The following is a 21921-nucleotide window of genomic DNA, read 5'->3' on the forward strand; positions in this document are numbered from 1 at the left end:
CCTCTCAGTTCTATCCCCTTTAATTACTAGGCTCGTTGTAACTCAAACACTGTAATCTCAGGACGCACATTAAATCGGACCTGCCATAAATGTCCTAGCGCTCTGTTTATATATAATTTTCGCCCGTCGTTCAGGTCTATCTCTCCTTGATCATAGGCTTTATTTTTCACTGGTAACATCGGTGCTGGCAGAAAAGGAGGTTTGCACTGTCCTCCATGCGTATGTCCCGATAAAATCCAGCTGTTATAATCTTTCCACACCGGTAAATCACAAACGTCTGGATTGTGACACAGCGCAATATTGGCGCGATCATTTTTAAAATCTAGCATCGCCAATTCCGGGTTAAAATTGATTCCCCAATAATCGTCAAAACCTATAAAATTAAGACCTTCATACTCCTGCTGTTCATTTCTGAGGACCGTGATCCCTGCATTTTGAAGAATACTACAAATAGCATCAGCTACTTCGTGTTGTGACCAATTTTCTCCGTAATCGTGATTTCCCAACACTCCTAAGGTAGCAATCTTACCCAATACTGCGTATTCTGCTACTTCCTTAAGCTGTTCCAACTGCCGCACACTGTTGTAATTTACAAAATCACCGGTGTATACTACAAAGTCGGGTTGGTATACTGCCGCCTCCTTAAAGCTCTCAATAAGGTAGCTATAATCGAAACGATCCCCGACGTGAATATCGCTTATTTGCATCAACGTTTTCCCCTCTAAGGCCTTCGGTAAATTTTTTACCGGCATGGTGCGTTCGACAAACTCTAGCCAAAAAGGCTCTACTTGCCAAGCATAGCCCCCGAGTACTCCTCCCATTGCAAGAGACCCCAAAGTGATATTTTTAATAAACTTCCTCCTTTTCATTCAATTTCTATTTCAATTGTGTATAAATGGTGACAGCTTCCATTGCCTCTTTTACATCATGAACTCTTAAAATTTGTGTTCCCTTCATCAGAGCAATCGTATTGGCAACAGTTGTTGCATTCAATGCCTGCTCCGGAGTACTGTCGAGCAACTTGTACAACATCGACTTTCTAGACACTCCTGTCAAAATAGGAGCGTCGAGTTTTTGAAACAAGTTCAAATTATTTAATAACTCGTAATTGTCCTGAATGGTTTTTCCAAACCCAAATCCTACATCCAAAATCACGTCGTGTACTTTTAGCGCTCTCAATTGCGTTAATTGCGCTGCAAAAAAAGAAACGAGTTCTGTCACTATATCTTCATAAACCGGTTTGTCTTGCATGGTTTGAGGAGTTCCTTGCATGTGCATCAAAATATAAGGCACTTGCAGTTCGGCTACCAACGGAAACATCGCTGCATCCATACTTCCACCCGAGATATCATTGATCATGGCCGCCCCCTTTGCTACAGCAGCTCTTGCCACCTCACTCCTAAAAGTATCTACTGAAATTAGAATCCCATCAAACTCCTTAGTCAACAGTTCGATGACCGGAACTACCCGCTGTAGCTCTTCATCAACACTGATGTGTTTTGCTCCTGGGCGGGAAGAATATCCTCCAACATCAATGAAGGTCGCTCCTTCCTCGAGCATCCTGGCCACTTGTTGCACTATGGCAGCGCCATCGCTGTATTTTCCTCCATCATAAAACGAATCAGGCGTCAGGTTTAAAATCCCCATCACCTTGGGTATCGACAAATCGATGAGCTCACCTTTACAGTTTATCGTCATTTTTCTTTACAACTTTATTAATAATTGCTTCTACTTTTGGTGCGGTATAATTTCTCAATTGATCCATAAGTTCTGGAACCGTTGCTGCCACAAGCAACAACGCTCTATTTTCGGGCTTTAAAAAACCTTCTTTAACCATCCTATCAAGCTGTTCCAATACCGGATCGAAAAAGCCGTCAACGTTTAACAATCCTACAGGTTTTTGCTCAATGTGGAGTTGTTGCAAGGTCAAGGCCTCAAACAATTCATCGAGCGTTCCAAACCCGCCGGGCATGGTTACATACGCATCGATCATCTTACTCATCACTACTTTTCGCTCACTCATCGTTTCAGTAACCACCATCTCTGTCAGTGCATTGTGCATCACTTCTTCCTCCTTTAACAAACCGGGAATCACACCAATTGCTGTTCCATTTTTCTCCAAAACAGCATCGGCAGTTACACCCATCAGGCCTACTTTTCCTCCTCCATACACCAATGAAATACCATTTTCAGCAAAATAGTGCCCCAATGCTTTGGCAGCGGTCTGATACTTTTCTCCAAATCCCATGCTCGATCCACAAAATACAACTACGTTCTCTAACTTCATTTTATACGTATAATTTATTTACGTAAAAATAAAGGAAAACCTAATTCATTTCTTATTTTTACCTAATTATTTCAGAATTGACAAAATGCAAGATACCTCAAAGCAATACGACGAAATCGTTGAAAGATGCCGTAGCTTATTTATAAAAAAAATGACGGATTACGGAAGTGCCTGGAGAATACTAAGACTACCTTCCCTTACCGACCAGATTTTCATCAAAGCACAGCGCATCAGACAATTGCAAGAAAACGAAGTACGCAAAGTTGATGAAGGAGAAGTTTCTGAATTTATTGGAATTATCAATTACTGTATCATGGCCTTAGTCCAGTTAGATCTCGGGGTGGTAGAACAACCTGACCTAGACACTCCGGAAGCCACCGTTCAGTACGACAAACAAATTGGAGTTACCAAGCAATTAATGGAATCAAAAAATCACGATTACGGTGAGGCATGGCGAGAAATGCGCATCTCTTCGTTAACCGATTTAATACTCCAAAAACTACTGCGTGTAAAACAAATAGAAAACAATAAAGGAAAAACGCTCGTTTCAGAAGGAATTGATGCAAATTATCAAGATATGATAAATTATGCTATTTTTGCTTTAATTCACTTCTCAGAATTAGAACGTTAACTATTAAAAACAACCCTTGATTATGATGTTAAAATTAGCCACTCAAATCTCCCGAGTACTAGTAGGACTCTTATTCGTCTATTCAGGTTTTGTGAAATTGGTTGATCCAATTGGTTCACAATTCAAATTTGAAGAATACTTTAGTGAAAGTGTTTTAAACATGGAATTCTTAATTCCATTTGCACTGCCTTTCTCTATCCTACTCATCGTTGCGGAACTCGCATTAGGTATTATGTTACTCGTTGGTTACAAACCTAAACTAACTGTTTGGAGCCTATTCGGACTCAACCTTATTTTCTTATTCTTAACTTGGTATTCGTATACCTATAACAAAGTTACAGACTGTGGTTGCTTTGGAGATGCTATTAAATTAACACCGAAAGAGACCTTCTATAAAAATGTCATTTTTATGGTATTTATCGGAGTTTTATTGGCTGGTGTAAAGCACATCAAACCGCTAATTTCTGAGAAAATAGCAAGTCTTACGAGCTTGGCTTCTATTTTGATTTCGCTAGGAATTGTATACCACGTACTCAACCACTTGCCTATCGTTGATTTTAGGGCGTACGCCATTGGTAACAACATCGCGGAAGGTATGAGTTACGAATTACACGAGGAGCCTCCTATTCACGATTTCAGCATCGATACTGACGAAGGAGATAAACTGGAAGAGGCTTTGACCAAAGACAAGGTAATGCTTATCTTTTTGTACAATTTTGACAAAACAGAAAAGGAAGGACTTGCTTCTATTTCAAAAGCGGCTAAAAAAGCCAAGGAAAACGGTTACGAAATTTACGTGTTAACAGCTTCTTATATTGAAGATTTGGCGGCGACACAAAAAGAATTTGACCTGCCTTATACCTTTGCTTTTTGCGATGAAACAGCACTAAAAACTGCCATCCGCGCCAATCCTGGAATTATGACTATTAAAAAAGGAGTGATCGCTGGAAAATGGAATTGGGTTGATGTTGAAGACATCGATTTTTAACAAATACCCGATCAATAATAACTCAAAACCCCACAAAATTGTGGGGTTTTCTTATATTCGCATAGCATGAAACAGCTACTATTAATTTTTATTGGAGGAGGTTCAGGAAGTATCTTGAGATACCTTCTGGGGAAGTGGTTGAACAACGGAACTACTGGAATTCCTTTCGGAACTTTTGCTGCAAACATACTCGGGAGCCTGCTTATTGGCTTCATACTCGGATTGGCTGCTAAACACGAAAGCCTAGGGCCGAACCACACCCTATTATTAGCTACTGGTTTTTGCGGTGGATTCACCACGTTTTCCACCTTTGCCTACGAAAATCACGTGTTTCTAAAATCAGGAGACTTCCTAAGCTTTGCACTCTATACGATTACGAGTTTTGTTTTGGGCTTTCTCGCTGTTTTTGGAGGCATTCACCTTATAAAACTTATATCATAAATGACCGAATTAGTTCAATACACCGATCGAGAAACCCATGCGATTATCACGCTTAACAACGGAAAGGTAAACGCCATTTCTCACGAAGTAATCGAAGCCTTAAACTCACATCTAGACCGAGCTGAACAAGACCAAAAAGTAGTTGTTATTACAGGACAACCAGGGATTCTATCAGGTGGTTACGACCTCAAAAGCATGACTGCATCACCGGCTTCTGCTCTTGAATTGGTAACCAAAGGATCACAACTTGCGTTGCGCATGCTATCATTTCCGTTACCCATCATCATTGCTTGTCCCGGACACGCGATTGCCAAGGGAGCTTTTTTATTACTCGCAGCGGATTACCGCTTAGGAACAGAAGGTCCTTTTAAAATAGGACTCAATGAAGTTCAAATTGGAATGACAATGCACGAGGCGGGAATTGAAATCGCCAAGTCAAGATTGAGCCCAGTATTTCTTCAACGAAGTGTAAACAACGCAGAAATTTACGATCCTGAAACGGCTATTCAAGCAGGTTTCCTCGATAAAATTGTACCCGCTGAACACTTGCTCCCTACCGCTGAAAAAATAGCGCAGATGTTTACTCAGCTCAATTTAAAAGCGCATGCGGCCACCAAAGTAAAAGTTCGTAGAGAAGCATTGGCTGCCTTAGAGAAAGCCATACAAACAGACCTTGAACAAGGACTTACTCCTCCTTCAAAATAAAAAAAGCCCCCAAGGTGCTAGACAGCATTTGGGGGCTTTTTCTTTTTAGACGAATCGTTGCTACTTTTTATAGGCCATAACTCCAGCCTCTACCGCTAAATCCAATGCATTTTCACTAGGTGTTATTGGGCAAGAATACCTATTACTATAGGCACAGTACGGATTGTAGGCCTTGTTAAAATCGATGATTACCGTCCCATCTTTTTGAATGTCTGTGGTCATGACATCAATAAAACGCCCACCTTTATACGAACTCACGCCATTGGTTTTATCTAAAAACGGCAAAAACAAATGCTCTTTATAGGCTTCTTGGGGATATTTATTTTTATAGATGAGGAGTTGGCATTCCTGATTTTTAATTTTAAATGTCAAGGTACCATATACCTGATATACAGCGACACGCTCTGTAGTCGTCGGCACCTCTATAATGCGTTCTGTTGGCGCCTTCGCTAGCGTCGCCTTTACTCGATACGTACTATCTACCGGAAAAAACGCCAAGCCATCAAACTTCTTTAATCCGCGACGCGTTAAAGGTGAAGTAGAAGCGTCTTTAAATTGAGCATTCATTTCTCTTTGAAATTCCGTCTCTCCTTTTATCGATCTCTTTTGCTGAGAGTTACAAGAAACCACCCCTAAAATGGCGATTAATAAAACAATTTTTTTCATGTAGTTTAATTTATACGGCAAAGATACATTAATTTGCCCCAGCATAGCTCCCCACAGCTTACAAACGAAACGCATCATATTACACAATACAGGGGTTTTCCCCTACAAAATTAGCTCAATTCACTTGACTTCGATTAAAACATTTGTTATATTTGAGAGAAGGCCTTCAAAAAACAATCAGCATAAAAACCTGATTATCAAAGCAAATAGAAAAATTTTATAAAAATATAACATATTTTGATTGTTTTTTAACATAAAAATACGTAGATAACCCTATATTTGACCCCCATTTTTGTCATAGTCATATGGCATAAAGAATGTCTCGTGTAGAGAACCTGTGAATTATGGCTTTTTGCGTTTAAGGTAATGCAAAAAGGAAGTTATTAATTTAAACGAAAGCACTTATATGAATTCAGAATTAATTGGTAAAGCGGAGGAGTTTGAAAACAGAAAATTCAAATTTGTAACCACTAGCGATCGAATTTTAGCATCAAGAGAAGCTAAGTCGTTAATCTTAGAAATAAATGAAGTGTATAAGCAAAGTAAAGATACCCACCTTATGGACCTCATGAAGCGTTTAACCATCATCAAACAACGTATTGACAAACGCTTAAAAGGAAAACCTTTAACTGCTTAATACTATTTTAAGTTTTTTAACGTTACAAGTAAGAGCTTATTAATGAACAGCTTAATAAACTCTTTAAAAATAAAATTTATTCTTGATAAAAAATCTAGGCTCGTTCCTAGATTTTTTTTTTAGATTTGTCTCAGCGGGATGTAGCTTAGTCCGGTTAAAGTGCTGGTCTGGGGGACCAGAGATCGAAGGTTCGAATCCTTTCATCCCGACTGCTAAAACACAGGTATTGATATACTTGTGTTTTTTTTTGCTCTCAATTTAAAATTTACCCACAAAAAAGTCACACCAATGTGACATAGTTTTGTATTTTTGTCACTCTAATGTGACAAAATGAATTCAACAAAAGAAAAAATAATCCTTGCCGCGATCAACTGTCTCGGAAAATCTGCGGCGGCTTCCTTAGAAGAAATCGCCACTTCTATACAGCTAAGTAGGCGTACTATCCATCGCCATTTCCCTAGTAAAACGGCTCTTATTGATCAGATCACTAGCTATGCGAGTGCCCATTGCTTAAACACCACTAAAGCTGCCTTAACACACTCAAAAATACCTAAAGAACAGCTGCATCAAATGTTTAGGAGTGATGTTCAAAGCGGTATGCAGTTTCGATTCTTATACCAATTAGGAGGCAATATGGAGACTGTGGAAGAGCAATCCGACGATTTCAAAACCATGATGTTATTATTTCGAGAAGTACTCAACACCTTAAAGCTAAAAGGCGATTTACTACCGGAAGTGACCCTTCCATGGATTGAGCAATTTTACCTAGCCACGATAGATGCCGCCATTGCTATGCAAATGCGTCCTGAAACTACTACCACTGGCCAAGAAATTACCACTATGGCTTGGTCGAGCTTTGCACGGGCCGTGTTTCTAAATCCTGACACCTAACTCCTACTCGTATGAATAGGAGATCTTTTATCCAATTTGGAAGTTCCACTACGTTGGGGATTTTACTAAGCCCATCCCCTATACTTAACACTATTAACCACCTAAACACTATGCATTACCCCGTTATCATCATCGGAGGAGGTCCGGCTGGCATGAGCGCCGCCTTAGTGCTCGGAAGAAGCACTATCAACACACTCCTTATCAACAGTGAAAACGCCCGAAACAAGGTCACCACCCATTCACATGGCTTTCTTACTCAAGATGGAAAACATCCAAAAGAAATTTTCAATACTGCTCGGGAACAACTCTCTAAATACCCCAGTGTCCATTACAGAAAAGACAGCGTTATTGACGTGAAAAAACAAGAACGAAGCTATCTTGTCCGTACGGCAAAAGAACAGTTTACAGCCGATAGAATTCTCCTTGCTACAGGTCATCGAGATCAAATTGAAAAGATTAACATTCCAGGGCTCACCGAGGTATACGGTACATCAATATACCCATGCCCCTTTTGTGACGGATTTGAACTAAGTAATAAAGCTCTGGCCGTTATAGGTGATGCAGATATGGCTCCCATGTTTGCCAAAACTATATTTCACTGGTCAAATGACCTTCATGTTTTCACTAATGGAGCTCCAATTAAAAATTCTTCCCTAAAAAAAGCACTGGAAGTCAACGGTGTACAGTATTTTGAACAAAAAATTAGCAAACTACATGCGATTGAAGGGAAACTAACCGCTATAGAACTGGCAGATGGTCAGCACATTCCAAGAGAAGGAGGTTTTTTACCCGATACCCTTGCCATTGAAAGTAGCCCGTTTGCAAAAGCATTAGGACTCCCTACAGAAACAGGTGTTTTTGGAATGGAATATTACCAAACCGACGAACACTTTGAGAGTCCGTTACCGGGATGCTTTATCATAGGAGATGCTCAAAATGGATGGAGCGGAATTGCGGGTGCTGTCGCCGCAGGAAGTACGGCTGCTGCTGCCATTACTCATCAAATAATTGACGAAAACTGGATTGCTGTTTCCGATTAATTTATCCCCTAAACACAAGGCAACCCCCAACGAGTACACACTCATCAGGGGTTGCCAACCAATATAGCACAATTGATATTTTACCTTGATCGGAGGGCGTTGTAAGTAGTTTTCACAACAAACCAACAGTAGTATACTATTCCTAATGAAAACACTATATCACCTATCATACGTAACCATTTTAACACCTGTACCTCATCACTGTACAGCAAACTTGCGTCACGGGCATGGGCATATCCTTCATGAATGGAAACATAAGTCTGTATGATACCTATCGGTAACAAGCTTAACAAGACCATCAATAACAACCCGATATTCAACAACCAAAACGCTCGTTTTACCAACTTTTCATTCCAAACGTCTCGTGAATACAGACGTAAACAGATCAGAATAAATCCCATTCCCAGCATTCCATAAACTCCAAAAAGAGCTGTATGCGCATGCACTGCGGTAGTATTTAATCCTTGGATATAATACAAAGCGATGGGCGGATTGATTAAGAAACCAAAAACACCTGCCCCGAGCATATTCCAAAAGGCGACTGCCATAAAAAAGAAAATAGGCCATTTGTAACGCTGAATCCAAGCATTGCTTTTCAACACTTGCCAATGCTCACGAATTTCAAAACCCATCAGTGTCAAAGGCACTACTTCAAGTGCGCTAAAAGTTGCCCCCAATGCTATGGCTTGCACCGGTGTTCCTGAATAATACAAATGATGTAAGGTTCCTATAATTCCTCCTGCCAAAAAAATCGTTGCTGAGGCTATTGCAGTCTTCCCTGCAGTCTTTACCGATACTATTTTCATTCTTGAAAACAAGTACGCAATAACCACCGTTGCAAACACCTCAAAAAATCCTTCCACCCATAAATGTACTAACCACCATCGCCAGTAATTTATTACGGGCAACGAACTATTTTCACCATACATCAATCCTGAAAAGAAAAACATTCCAATGGCCATTACAGCAATCAACAATATAGTCAGTAGGTGTTTGTCATCGTTCTTTTTACGAATTGCAAAAACTATATGTCTTCCAACCATGAGCATCCATAGAACGAGTCCTACTGCTAGTAAAATCTGCCAGAAACGCCCCAAATCCATATACTCAAACCCTTGGTGCCCAAAAAAGAAATTGGTTGTAGCATCAAAAAATTGATGTATTCCTAACCACTCTCCCAACATAGAGCCCAATACAATTACTAACAGGGCCACAAATAAAAAATTGATTCCTAACACCTGATACTTCATTTCTCGCTCACTAATCATAGGAGCTAAAAACAAGCCTGTTGCGAGCCAGGTAGCCGCTATCCAAAATACAGCCAACTGAGTATGCCAAGTTCTTGAAACCGAATAGGGTAAATACTCGGCCAATTCAAATCCGAAAAATGCTTGCCCCTCTACCGTATAATGAACCGTAATGATTCCTAAAACTATTTGTAAAAAAATCAACAAAGAAATCACTACGAAATACTTCAGTACCGCACGTTGTGAAGGATGCAATTTCAAAGAAGACAACGGATCCGTTTCTCGTTTTAACAAAGCTTCTCCTTTCTCGTGATTTTTAAGGTAGTAATACACGAGAATAGCGATGAACAACAGCAGTAACACTACCGAAAATCCAGACCATAATTGTGCATCAGGTGTAATGGTGTTTTCAATCAATGGTTCGTGCGGCCAATTAGATGTATACGTATATGCTTTATCTGGGCGATTGGTACTAGCTGCCCAAGACGTCCAAAACAAAAACGCATTTAGTTTTCTCAACTTTTCACGATCGGTCAATGCTCCTTCAGGAATGGCGTATTGTTCATGTCCTTTTGAAAACAGGGCTGAATAATACGCTGTATTCTTCGCAATTGCCAAGGCACGATCTTTTGAGAGCCATAACACTCTTGTTTTTGGATCAAAGGTATTGGTCCGTATAGCAGCGACCAACCGAGCTTGCAAGCCCCCCTTATTTTCAATCCCCAGTGAATCGAAGCTCATTTTATAAGCACGCTCCGCCCAGTGATTCAAAAGAAACTCAGCTTCTCTGTGTATCCAATCGGCGGTCCAATCTGGGGCCACATAACTTCCGTGACCCCAAATAGAACCAACCTCCATCCCCCCGATGGACTCCCATACATTTTGTCCTTGTTCTATCGTTGTTTTGTCAAATAGCGCCTCACCCGTTTCACGGATTAGTACACGGTCGGGTATTGGTGGTTGCTTTTGATAAATTTCAGTTCCTACCCATATCAATGCCGCAAATGATGCGAGCACAACGGCTGCAAAGCCGATCCAAAGTTTTCTCATGATTTGTTGTGTTTTTGAAGTATTTTACGCTCCAAGTAAATTGCCTCGTTAAAAAGTATGTCGTTTTCAAGACGCATGTGTTCGTGCAAATTCGCATCAAAATCACGCAGTAATTTATAGGTTCGCCCATAGCTTCCGCAAGCTTCCTCTGGAACGCTATAGTTCAAAGTGAGTTTCCGTAGTTGCTCCACCACAAATTCTTCGGCCGAGTGTTCTTCATGAAGTCTGACGACCAAGCTTTCGATACTCCCATATTTTTCAAGGTAATTGAGCTTTCCTGCTTCCAACTGTTTAATTCTCGGAAAAAGCAGCAGTTCTTCCCGTTTCATATGCATTGCCAAAGCAGCACTCAATTCAGAAAAACAGCTATGAACAGCATACAACTCAGGATGTTCAACTCCGTGCAAACTGCATAGTTTTACCAACCCCGCTTTAATGAAAGGGCTTTGTTGTTCAACGTATAGATGGTGGTGTTTATAAATGTGATCTATCAATGCAACCAAAGATGCTGGCTGTACAATTAATCGCTCTATCTTTTCGCGAACCCTGCTGAGGAGCATCGATGCACTTTCAACTGTCAAGATTCTTGCTGCGACTAACTCGTCTAAATTTCGATCTCCCACACAACTAATATCAATATGAAGTTCCTCCAACGCTGACTCCAATGAAGGATCCTGCTCTAATAGGACGGCTATGCTCGTCGTTTCGTTTACATTCATGTACTTTTAAAATTTTCGACCGCTCCACTATCCTCCTAAGTACTTACCTCTCGTTAAACGAGAAAAAGCAGTAGTAATAGTCTACTCATTCTTTCGAAACGACTATGTACTACACATCTCCCAGCATACTCTAAGCATAGTGAGAAAAGAACCTAATAAATTTTATAACGGATATTTTTGTCTTTTATTAATTTAAATTTTTTTTAGCGTTTCAGCCATAAAAAATTTTTCTCCTTGTCGGTATAGAGAATACTATGTAAGGTATTTTCTTCCAACATTTCCTTCAATTGATTTCTAATTGCTACAAATTTGTGATGTAACGGACATGGACTTTTAGCATTGCACTGCGCCAAACCGAGGCCACAGCCTGTATAAATAGCATCGCCATCAAGTACTTTAACAATATCACTTAATCGCAATTCTTTTAACCGATACGGCTCTATCACAAATCCACCATAGGGCCCTTTGATAGATGTAATAATTCCGTTTTTGGTCAAATTTTGCAATATCTTTCCTGTAAATGCCTCCGGAGAGCCGATTGCCTCAGCAATGGCCTTCACACCTACTCTAAGATTCAAAGTGGATTGTTCTGCTACAAATATGGCAGCTCGTAATCCGTATTCACAAGATTTTGAAAACATACATTCTAATTCTGATACAAAGGTAGCTGTTTTTCATAAAAGACAAAAACATCTTTTATAAAAATTAACTCAGGATGCAATTGCGTCGAGTAAGGTCACATCGTTTAGCACCCCTTGTACAAAAACATCGAGTGGCCTTCGAATAAAGGTCGTCTTTACTCGAATTCGTTTTTCTAAGAGTAACTCTTTTAAAACTTTTCTTGCATAGTAGCCTACAGAACCGATGATAAACAAAGGATGATCTTTCAATTCCTCTTTGTAAACTAACAGTTGATTTTCAACAAATTCGCGCATACAATGCTGTACCAATTGCTTGGCATAAGGATGCTCTAGATGCTCTATCAAAAATCGACCAATACTCGCCAAATAGGCACTCGGTCTATTTCCGCTGTACAAACCGGTTATCAGTTCTGACTCTTGCAAACTGTACACACGTTCAAAATCAATTTTTAAATCAGTGGGGAGTTTTCCGTAAAAGTAACTTCTCAACAGTTCTTTTCCCAGGTGATTTCCACTTCCTTCATCCATCAGCAAATACCCCATTGCTCGTACGCGGTGCTCCACGTCGAGTCCGTTAAAAAAGCAGCAATTAGAACCGGTTCCTAAAATACCCACCACGCCAGCACAAGAAGAAGTTGCGTGAATGGCAATCATCAAATCTTCCTGTACAACACAGGTTTCCATCATCGGAAACAACTCTGCAAAAAGAGAATTCAATACGGCAACCGCCTTTGCGTTGTTGCATCCTGCTCCAAAGAAGTAAATTGCCTTAACGCGCTCTTTACACTCTAAGACATATTCACTACAATTCAAAACCGCAAACATTTCACTCTTTTTCATGGTAGATGGATTCAAGCCCACAGTACGAAAAGAGCGTCTCCTTCCCGAGTTATTTTTTGTTAGAAGGACCCAATCACACTTTGTCGATCCGCTATCAGCTATTAAAATCATCGTCTAAATTATTTACGATTTTTTTCCTCCTTCGGCTAGCGCTACTCCCAAGTGTCCAAACAACTGTTTTAGGCTAGGTAATACCATAAACTCCGTATCTACCAAGGGAGTCTCCAATTTTTTTATGGCAGTTCGCAATGCCACATCATCGCGAAGAGCAACTGTATTGGACAAGGCTTTTTCCAAACGCTCCCCAATGAGCGCCATGGCTTTGTAATGTTCCGTCAAACATACCAGGTTCGGATTGGGTGCTAAGCTATTGAATGCCTGATATCCCCGTTGCCAACGCTTCAGTATCACTATAATTTCTTTCTTAGTTCTTTCTTTACCAAACTTCAAATACTCGTCAATCAAGGTGTTCAATTCCAAAGCTCCGTAAGCATCGGCTGTGCAAGCATCAGCAAACAAGGTAAAAGGCGAAAAGGACTTGTACTCTACTCCATCCTTATTCCGCTCGTAAATTTTGAGTGGTTCGAAATACTCCGTTAACAATTGAACACTTGCAACTTTACTTGACTTGGTGATATTCCTTAAAATTTGATCTTTGTTTTTTCTATGAGTAATCCCCATTTGGTCTAAATACAAATCCATCGTTTTTAAGCGACTTATAAAATTAGGATCATCTACAACCTCAGCTTTCGACCAAAACAACTCTGCAATTCCAGCTGTTCTTGGCCATATTCTAGAATCTATAGTTAATGAGGTTACCAACTCACTCCACATGGTCACTTCTCCTCCTAGCACTAGCGCTTCCTGTGCCGCGGTTAGGGCGCCATTTTTCAAGGGATCAAACTTTCGGTGATGCAATACAGACTGCATTCTATCAATGTAATAATCATTTGACAATACTACCTGATACCCTTTTTTTACAGCTTCAATGAGTGTACCGTTTGGAAACCCTTCATTACGGCCTCTCCACGAATGTATGATAGCCGAAGTAGGCATGTCTTTGGTCATGATTTCATCCCACCCCATGAGTTTTTTTCCATAGGATTTCAAGATAGCTTCTAACTGTATATTAAAATACGTTTGTACCTCGTGATTCGTAGTCCAGCCATGTTTCTTTTTGAGTTGTTGAATTTCCACATTTTGATCCCAGTGTTTTCCTTCATTCTCATCGCCTCCGATATGAAAATAAGGATCAGGGAAAAGACTACTCACTTCTTTAAATAGGGTCGCTAAAAAAGAATAGACCTCTGGATTCGCTGGGTTTAAGGTAGGATCAAAGACACCCGCATATCGTTCTATGGTATACGATTCTCCTTTTTTACTACCGTATTCCGGATACGCTGTCAGGATGGCTGTTGCATGCCCTGGGACATCAATTTCTGGGACTACGCGAATTCCTAAACTCCCTGCATAAGCAACGAGTTCTTTCACTTCTCGTTGGGTGTAATACTGACCATCTGAAGCGAGCTCTTGTAATTTAGGGAATACTTTTGAAGCTACGCGAAATCCCTGATCATCGGACAAATGCCAGTGAAAAACATTCATTTTTAATGCGGCCATTGCTCTTAAATTCCTCTTCAAAACAGCCATCGGTTGAAAATGACGAGCAACATCAATCATTAATCCACGCCAGGCAAACCTAGGCGCATCCTTAATACGAATCCCTGGAATATAAAATGAGTGTTCATCAAACTGAAGTAATTGCAATAAGGTTTCCATTCCGTGGAGTGCTCCCACATCTGTTTTTGCCTTAATAATCGCCCCAGCGGTACTGACAGATAATTCGTAAGATTCATCTATTTTTTCCCCCAAGACTGCTACCTCATCAAATTGTATCGTTACCGTTGATGATTGCTGAATACGAGGAAAACCTCGGTTGACAAACACTCCTGTTCTATCGGTGATGCTGCGAATCAGATTGACCGCTTTTTGATACACTCTACCCTTTTTGCTCGACACGCTTACCGAGAAACTGCTGTCAATTACCAATTTCCCTGGTGCTTTGCGCACCTCTTGTGGCCAAGGCATTAACGACAATGTACGAGACGTATATTCCTGTGCTAGTAAACACTGACCACATAAGAGCAGTGCTACTAGCAGATGTATGGTTCTTTTCATTTTGTTATGATACTTAAATTATCCCTCAGTGGAAATTGCCTGCAAGCTCCGCGTTCACAGCGCTAAAAATAATAACGCTTGAAGGCCTCTATTGCAGCGTATTCCGCCATCCCCAAGGCTCTGTATTTTTCAGCAGTTAACCTATTTCGGTCCTCTGCTCTTACCCAAAATTCACGTGCGTCATTACCTTGAAACATCACGTTGTCTTTTTGGGATTGATGATAAAAAATTGCTTTTCTCTTTTTAACTACTTGATCTGGACTCATGGGTACTGCCATATCTATCTCGTGCGGTTGCCATTCAAACCAAGCTCCGCGGTAGAGCCAAACCCAACAATCCTTCATAAATGGAGCCCGCTTTAAAGCCCCAACCGCTTCGAAAACAGCATCCAAACAAACTTTGTGTGTTCCGTGTGGATCAGCCAAATCACCAGCTGCGTATATTTGATGTGGTTGTACTGATTCGATTAGGTCTTTCATTATCTGTACATCGCGCTCACTTAGATTGTCTTTTTTAACCTTTCCGGTTTCATAAAAAGGCAAATTCAAAAAGTGTACTTTAGCGTCTGGTACTTCAAAATAACGGGTAGCTCCTAGAGATTCTGCTTTTCGAATCTCTCCTTTTAACTTGCGAACAGCCAGGGTATCTAATTCGTTAGTCCCTTTGCTTACCAAGGTCTGGATCACTTCTTTGATATTCTGTGCCTCTGGATTCAAAGACAAGGCGACTTCAGCAAAACGCAGAGCATCTTGGTCAGACACGGCTATATTTCCTGAAGTTTGATAGGCAATATGTACTTCATGACCTTGCTCCACCAATCTATTAAAAGTTCCTCCCATAGAAATCACATCGTCATCGGGATGAGGACTAAAAATAATAACGCGTTTACGCTCAGGTGTGCTTCGTTCGGGTCTGGTACTATCATCTGCATTGGGTTTCCCTCCAGGCCATCCAGTAATGGTATGCTGTAAAGCATTAAACATCTTTATATTCAGCTCATAGGCACTTCCTTCTTCGACCAATAAACTTCCCATGCCGTACTCGTTATACTCTTTGTCCGTGAGCTTCAAAATGGGCTTCTTTAGCTGTTCACTCAACCAAAAAATAGCTTTTTTCTTTAATTCATCGGTCCATACACAAGCGCGGACCAGCCAAGGAGTTTTTATCCGAGTCAAAGCGTCTGAGGCTTCTCTATCGAGTACAAACGTAGTGTTCTCATGCTCTTGCAAATACGTAGCAGGAACTTGTGAACTCACCCCACCTTCTATGGTTTCCTGTACAATTTCAGCTTTGCTGATTCCCCATGCCAGCAACACAATACGCTTTGCCTTTCTAATCGTACTGATTCCCATGGTTATCGCTTTTTTAGGAACGTTTTCCAAACCTAAAAAACTCGGTGCAGCATCTTCCCTAGTCAGGTGATCTAAGGTAATACTTCGCGTACTTGAATTAATATGTGATCCGGGTTCATTAAACCCAATGTGTCCCGTTCTTCCAATCCCTAATAATTGAAAATCCAAACCACCTACCTCTTTTATTTTCAATTCGTAATCAACACAATACTGGTATACTTCTTCAGGAGCAATGGTTCCGTCAGGAATGTGAATATTCTCTGGAAGTATATCTACATGGTGAAACAAATGTTCATGCATAAAATGGTTGTAGCTCTGTAAATCATCGGGCTGCATCGGCCAGTATTCATCCAAGTTAAACGTAATAACATTCGAAAAACTCAGTCCTTCTTCTCGGTGCAACCTCACGAGTTCTTCATATACCTTAATCGGTGATGATCCGGTAGCTAAGCCTAAAACACAGGTCGTATTTTGCTGTGCTTTTTCTTTGATTAACTGCGCGATTTCTGCCGCAACTACCTTAGAGGCATCCAAAGAACTATTAAAAATTACATTGTGTATTTTTTCACAGCGGGTCTCTTCAAACTGACCTGCTGGCTTGTATTCAATTTCTTTATATTGTAGCATTGTCATAGAATATGGCTTTAATTAGAACTTTTATAAAGGTACTTTGCAAGCGAGGGCTTCGCTATTTTTTTCGACTAAGAACCTCAAAACAACTACAAAAAACAACCGAGGAAATTTTTCAACTTCCCCAGTTGTCATGGAAAATAAATGCTTAAAAGTTGGCTGCGCCAGTATCCCACCACAAACGGGTTCCTCCCGTGTCTGGTCCTTTTAAGAAACTGACCGCAGTGGTTACATTTGCTGCGTTGGTATTGCGTTCGCTGGCAACAAAATTGATTCGTCTGATTTGAATATTGGTATCGATAGCTCCACCGCTATTGTTGATGACTACAGGATACAATCTGGGATACCCCGTTCTTCGAAACTCACTCCAAGCTTCTTGACCATCCGGATACATCGCAATCCATTTTTGAGTTATGATTTGTTCTAATTGCTCTTCGCGTGTCCCTGAGGCCTTATACGCAATCGTCACATTGCTTCCGTAAGCGCTATTATTCGCTGCATTTTTGGCATCAACAAAAGCATTAGGTGTACTTACCCCGTCCGCCAAATAGGCATCAACCCCAGCAACTGCGTGTTGTTGAAAAGAAGCTTTTACTCCGTTTTCGTAATGAATCTTGGCATCTCCTGCTCCTGTCCACCCTCTGAGTGCTGCTTCGGCCTTTAAAAAATACACCTCCGCTTTGGTAAACCACGTTTTTCTCGTGGCATTCATAACAGTTTCTCCAAGTAAAGAGTGACTTCCGTATTCCGATTTAGCTGTAATGGCAATACCTTGACGTACGCCTTTATAACTCCCCAAACTCGCATCGGCTGGTGCTGCAAAATACTTAGCTATTCTCCCGTCTTTAAATCCTTCTAAAATAGACTCCATTTCAGCACTCATACACACGTCACCCCAGGTACCACTTATAGTGGCCAACGGATGTGGAAACCCTCCCATGTCAACGGTAATATCATCGGTTATAAATCCGGTTGCGCTAGCCAGTGCCTTTTCTCCTTCTGTCTTCGCTAGCACGGGAGCCACCTTTGACACTCTGATTGCTAAACGCAGACGCACAGTATTCGCAAAAGCGCGCCACCCAGCGATATTTCCTCCTAAATTAGACTCGTCAAAAGGCACAAATTGCTGATCGCCTTCGTATTGCTGTAAGCCTTGAATTGCCTCGTCTAAGTCTGCAAAAAATGCACGATATACTGTTTCTTGCGAGTCGTATTGCCCAGAAGAACTGTAATCGTTGTATTTCGTGTAACGTATAGGGCCAAACACATCGGACACGCGATGCATTGCCATAACTTTAATAATATTGGCCAAGAAAATGAATTTCTCTCCTCCTTGAGAATTAGACAGGGTTACCTGATCTTTAATTTCCCTCGCATAAGGCATCACCCCATTTCCATTGTTCGCATCATAGGCATCGTTCCAAATAAAATTGTTCCACCCGTCTATTAAACTATAGGTTTGGTTATTAATATTTCCTGCGAATGGCGTAGGTGCGGTCATATATCCCGAAAACACATCTGCATTTAAATTCTGCTGCAACTGATAGTTCCAAGCAGGCTCTGCTCTGATAATATTCGCGAACATCGGAGAAAACCGAGACCCGATATGATTATTTTGTTGTGTTAAACTCCCTTGGGATATTCCGTGCGGATCCGTATTGATATTTTTAAAATCCTCCGTACAAGCATTTAAAAAAACGGCCACAAAAACTGCTGATATACTTCTTATTACTATTTTCATTTCTTTAAAAGTTAAGGTTGACATTAATACCGAAACTACGCGTTGTCGGTTGGTTATAAATATCTACGCCCTGTAGTCCAAGTCCTGTACTTGCCGCAATATTCGGATCGAAAGGTGCTTCTTTGTACAAGAAAAACAAGTTGTTGGCAATGAGTGACAATTTGATACTCCTAAAAAAATCAGACGCTATGGGCAGCTTATACCCAATCGCCAATTCTCTCAAGGAAACATTTGTCGCATCGTACACGTATTCTCCTAACATTCCATCACGTCCACCAATCGCATTGTAGTAACTCTGTGCTGTAATTTGAGAGCTCACGCCACTTTCATTGACAACATCAATCATTCCTCCATTTCTATTTCGAGCATCTGCAGTTGCCTGTGATACTCCGTATTTGTCATTCACTGCTTCGGTAACACTAACGACCTCTCCTCCAAATTTTCCATCGATCAAGAAACTCACTGTAACATCTTTAAACGTAAAGCTATTATTCCACCCTAACGTAAAATCAGGCAAGGCATTAGCCACCGTTTTAAAATCAGTAGATTTGAGTGCTCCTGAAGTATTAATCACAGGTGTACCATTGGCATCTCGAACTAGTGATCGGGCTTTGATACTTCCGAAATCCTCTCCCTCTACCAAGGCGTACTCATACCCATTTACACCGCGTGCTGTAATAATAGCTTCGCCGTTTTGTAGCGATGGATGAACTGATACTACACGGTTTTTATTACGTGCAAAATTCACTGTTGAATCCCAAGTAAAATTATCGTTTCGCACAGGCTTCCCATTCAATACCACCTCAATTCCGCTGTTGGTTATTTCTCCTGCGTTTACGATATTTTGTGAATATCCATTAGGATTTGGCGCTGCTTGAATAAAGAAAATTTGATTGAGTGTTTTTGTATGGTAATAGGTAAACTCTAGCCCTAAGCGATTGCCAAACAAACGCCATTCCGTTCCTACTTCGAAAGACTTTTGACGTTCAGGCTCTAAGGTTTCACCCGCTATAGGAGCGAAAGGAACCGTGCTAATTCCTGTATTGGTCGGATTTATTCTGTTTAGAGGAATGGTAGCATATACAGGGATGTCTTTTCCTACCTCAGCATATGACAAACGCAGCTTTGCAAAATTCACTGCCTCTGGCAGTTCAAACATTTCTGAAAGCACTCCTGTTAACCCTACCGACGGATAGAAAAAAGAAGTAGAATTGGTATTCACTAAAGTAGACGACCAATCTGCTCTTCCGGTTAGATCCAAAAACAACATATTGTCATACCCTATATTCATAGAGCCAAAAACCGATTGCACTTCGCGATTTCCTACTGTTTGTCGAATATTATTCGTCGTTTCAAAATTCGCTAACGTAAATACATTCGGGTAAATCAACCCTTTTCCATCTCTTCCTGAGTCTAAAAATAATTGGTCACCAATACTGTATTTTGTCAAACTCGTCCCTAAAATCCCGGTAAAGGATACTTTCTCTGAAAAGTCTCGCGTATAATTGGCTATCAAATCGATATACTGCTGCGTATTTTCTGTTTTCTCAAGTATATAACGTCCATTACTTCCTGAATTTACAGGGTCTGTACCTGCGTATTGTCGTTTGTCGTAAGTAAAAAAGGACTTATCAAAACTACCACGTGTTTGCAATGACAAGGCATCGTTAATTTGATAGTTTAGCGAAAGGTTTGCCAATACGCGTTGTGCTACATCTTTACTCGGGTTTCGGTATATTAGCCAATACGGGTTCTGCTGAATATTTTCATCAAAAGACGTCGCGTATTGATCCATCATGTTCAATGTTTGATTAAAGTACTCAAACTTCTCTTTATAGGTGGTTCTATCGATCCCTACTGGATGTAAATACATCCCTGTCAGCGGATTTGCATACAATCCGTTGGTGGGTCTGTTCCAAATGCGTTGATCAGATAAATTAACACTGGCGGATACTTTTATTTTATCATTTAAAAAACTTGCGTTTTCGCGAAGTGTCACATTATTTCTGACCAATTTGTTTTGAGGAATCACCCCTTCTGCCAAGGTATTGGCAAAAGAAAAATAGGTTTGCACCTTTGAGGTTCCTGAAGTTAAGGCCACCGAATTAATAGCTGTATACCCAGAGTTAAAAAAGTCTTTTGGATTATTAGACAACCCAGAAGCCTTAGCTCCCCATGACTTTGGGTCGCTTACCCTACCATTTTCAGCAATTGGATTTCCTACAGATGCCGATTGGTATTCCGATTGTAACTTGGGAAGTGACATAACCTGATCAACAGTAAAACTCGAAGATACATTGACCGATAAACGTCCTTCTTTCCCTTTTTTAGTCGTTACTAAAATAACACCATTCGCCCCTTGGCTTCCGTACAAAGCAGAGGCTGAAGCTCCTTTAAGAACCGTAATTGAGGCTATATCATCAGGGTTTAAAAGCGACATCGCATCACCCCCATCTCTGTTTCCTGTTTGACTACCGAAAATATCCGTTCCCGGCTCAGAACCATTTGAGCCATTTCCACTATTCAACATCGGTACTCCGTCAATTACGTACAGAGGATCGTTGTTTGAGGTAGATGAATTTCCCCTAAGTATTACCTTAGCAGCACCACCAAGTCCTGACGAACTTCTGGTCACATTGATTCCGGCAGACTTTCCAGAAAGACTGTTTAGTGGATTGGTCTGTTTTACCTTAGTCAATTCTTCCCCATTTACTTCCTGAGCAGAATAGGTCAGTGCTTTCTTCTCTTTTTTGATCCCCAAAGCAGTAACCACGACTTCGTCCAACACATTAGCTTCTTCCAGTACTATCTTTATTTGCGTACTTGTCCCCAATACAATAGATTGGGTTTTCATACCGACGAAACTAAACTCCAAAACAGCGCCTACTGGTGCTTGAATTTGAAACTTACCGTCGAAATCGGTTTCGACTCCCTTTAAGGTTCCTTTGATTATTACTCCCACCCCTGGAAGTGGTTCCCCATCTGATTTAGCGACTACCGTTCCGGACACAGTTCTCTCTTGAGCAACTGCGAATTGTGCAAACCACAGGACACAGAATAACAGTAGTAACAGTTTATTATTTTTCATGAATAAGTTAATTAATTGTTTGTTTAAAGTTAGCGACTATTAAAAATCCTAAAAAAAAATTATATACAAACAACACAAAACAACACATGAATAACTCAATTTTAAAGACTTAACTTTCTGTCATACCAAAACAACAATTCCTTTACTTT

General features: G+C 40.6%; 19 protein-coding genes and 1 tRNA gene. 8 read left to right on the forward strand and 12 right to left on the reverse strand.

Going from position 1 to position 21921, the window contains the following annotated elements; translation table 11 throughout:
• Positions 1-26: 26 nt before the first annotated feature.
• From ACXAG7_RS17240 to ACXAG7_RS17250, 3 genes are read right to left on the reverse strand one after another with little or no spacing between them, the layout of a single operon-like run.
• Complete coding sequence (locus ACXAG7_RS17240; RefSeq protein WP_476667596.1) at positions 27-869, reverse strand: metallophosphoesterase; 843 nt, start codon at positions 867-869, stop codon at positions 27-29.
• A 7-nt stretch (positions 870-876) separates the two neighbouring features.
• On the reverse strand, positions 877-1698 hold the full coding sequence (gene folP, locus ACXAG7_RS17245; protein WP_408045152.1) for a dihydropteroate synthase: 822 nt from the start codon (positions 1696-1698) through the stop codon (positions 877-879).
• Entirely contained in the window at positions 1682-2287 is a 606-nt protein-coding gene (locus ACXAG7_RS17250; protein WP_476667597.1) for an LOG family protein, read from the reverse strand. Before ACXAG7_RS17250 ends, folP begins: the two co-directional genes overlap by 17 nt.
• An 85-nt stretch (positions 2288-2372) precedes the next feature.
• On the opposite strand from ACXAG7_RS17250, the gene ACXAG7_RS17255 reads away from it, so the two are divergent.
• The 4 genes from ACXAG7_RS17255 to ACXAG7_RS17270 all read left to right on the forward strand — a co-directional run bounded on the left by ACXAG7_RS17255 (position 2373) and on the right by ACXAG7_RS17270 (position 5052).
• Positions 2373-2918, forward strand: a complete 546-nt coding sequence (locus tag ACXAG7_RS17255) for a DUF1599 domain-containing protein (RefSeq protein ID WP_408045154.1) — start codon at positions 2373-2375, stop codon at positions 2916-2918.
• A gap of 22 nt (positions 2919-2940) precedes the next feature.
• Positions 2941-3906 (forward strand): DoxX family protein, encoded by a 966-nt coding sequence (locus tag ACXAG7_RS17260; RefSeq protein WP_408045155.1) that lies wholly within the window; start codon positions 2941-2943, stop codon positions 3904-3906.
• Between the two features lie 66 nt (positions 3907-3972).
• Positions 3973-4347: a fluoride efflux transporter CrcB gene (gene crcB, locus ACXAG7_RS17265; RefSeq protein WP_476667598.1), complete on the forward strand. Its 375-nt coding sequence runs from the start codon at positions 3973-3975 to the stop codon at positions 4345-4347.
• On the forward strand, positions 4348-5052 hold the full coding sequence (locus ACXAG7_RS17270) for a crotonase/enoyl-CoA hydratase family protein (protein WP_408045157.1): 705 nt from the start codon (positions 4348-4350) through the stop codon (positions 5050-5052).
• 60 nt (positions 5053-5112) lie between these two features.
• Here the strand turns inward: ACXAG7_RS17270 and ACXAG7_RS17275 are convergent, their stop codons facing one another.
• On the reverse strand, positions 5113-5718 hold the full coding sequence (locus tag ACXAG7_RS17275; RefSeq protein ID WP_408045158.1) for a DUF1684 domain-containing protein: 606 nt from the start codon (positions 5716-5718) through the stop codon (positions 5113-5115).
• A 406-nt stretch (positions 5719-6124) separates the two neighbouring features.
• On the opposite strand from ACXAG7_RS17275, the gene ACXAG7_RS17280 reads away from it, so the two are divergent.
• The 4 genes from ACXAG7_RS17280 to ACXAG7_RS17295 all read left to right on the forward strand — a co-directional run bounded on the left by ACXAG7_RS17280 (position 6125) and on the right by ACXAG7_RS17295 (position 8286).
• The gene (locus tag ACXAG7_RS17280) at positions 6125-6355 is read left to right on the forward strand and encodes a hypothetical protein (protein ID WP_408045159.1); all 231 of its coding nucleotides are present in this window, start codon (positions 6125-6127) and stop codon (positions 6353-6355) included.
• 134 nt (positions 6356-6489) lie between these two features.
• Positions 6490-6564, forward strand: a tRNA-Pro gene (locus ACXAG7_RS17285).
• Positions 6565-6685: 121 nt separating this feature from the next.
• Entirely contained in the window at positions 6686-7246 is a 561-nt protein-coding gene (locus ACXAG7_RS17290) for a TetR/AcrR family transcriptional regulator (RefSeq protein WP_476667599.1), read from the forward strand.
• An 11-nt stretch (positions 7247-7257) separates the two neighbouring features.
• Entirely contained in the window at positions 7258-8286 is a 1029-nt protein-coding gene (locus ACXAG7_RS17295) for an NAD(P)/FAD-dependent oxidoreductase (protein WP_476667600.1), read from the forward strand.
• 80 nt (positions 8287-8366) lie between these two features.
• On the opposite strand, the gene ACXAG7_RS17300 is transcribed toward ACXAG7_RS17295, so the two are convergent.
• The 8 genes from ACXAG7_RS17300 to ACXAG7_RS17335 form a co-directional block, all read right to left on the reverse strand.
• Complete coding sequence (locus tag ACXAG7_RS17300) at positions 8367-10583, reverse strand: nitric-oxide reductase large subunit (RefSeq protein WP_476667601.1); 2217 nt, start codon at positions 10581-10583, stop codon at positions 8367-8369.
• Entirely contained in the window at positions 10580-11302 is a 723-nt protein-coding gene (locus tag ACXAG7_RS17305) for a hemerythrin domain-containing protein (protein WP_476667602.1), read from the reverse strand. The genes ACXAG7_RS17300 and ACXAG7_RS17305 overlap by 4 nt, the downstream gene beginning before the upstream one ends.
• Positions 11303-11505: 203 nt before the next feature.
• Positions 11506-11943 (reverse strand): RrF2 family transcriptional regulator, encoded by a 438-nt coding sequence (locus ACXAG7_RS17310; RefSeq protein WP_408045164.1) that lies wholly within the window; start codon positions 11941-11943, stop codon positions 11506-11508.
• A gap of 69 nt (positions 11944-12012) precedes the next feature.
• A complete protein-coding gene (locus tag ACXAG7_RS17315) occupies positions 12013-12783 on the reverse strand; it encodes an N-acetylglucosamine kinase (protein ID WP_476667603.1) in 771 nt (256 codons plus the stop codon).
• 123 nt (positions 12784-12906) lie between these two features.
• Positions 12907-14961 (reverse strand): beta-N-acetylhexosaminidase, encoded by a 2055-nt coding sequence (locus ACXAG7_RS17320; RefSeq protein WP_476667604.1) that lies wholly within the window; start codon positions 14959-14961, stop codon positions 12907-12909.
• A 62-nt stretch (positions 14962-15023) separates the two neighbouring features.
• Complete coding sequence (gene nagB, locus ACXAG7_RS17325; protein WP_476667655.1) at positions 15024-16940, reverse strand: glucosamine-6-phosphate deaminase; 1917 nt, start codon at positions 16938-16940, stop codon at positions 15024-15026.
• A gap of 151 nt (positions 16941-17091) precedes the next feature.
• The gene (locus ACXAG7_RS17330; RefSeq protein WP_476667605.1) at positions 17092-18684 is read right to left on the reverse strand and encodes a SusD/RagB family nutrient-binding outer membrane lipoprotein; all 1593 of its coding nucleotides are present in this window, start codon (positions 18682-18684) and stop codon (positions 17092-17094) included.
• A 4-nt stretch (positions 18685-18688) separates the two neighbouring features.
• Positions 18689-21772, reverse strand: coding sequence for a SusC/RagA family TonB-linked outer membrane protein (locus ACXAG7_RS17335; protein ID WP_476667606.1), 3084 nt, complete (start codon positions 21770-21772; stop codon positions 18689-18691).
• Positions 21773-21921 lie beyond the last annotated feature (149 nt).

It is taken from the genome of Tenacibaculum sp. AWR4_210, assembly GCF_056160945.1.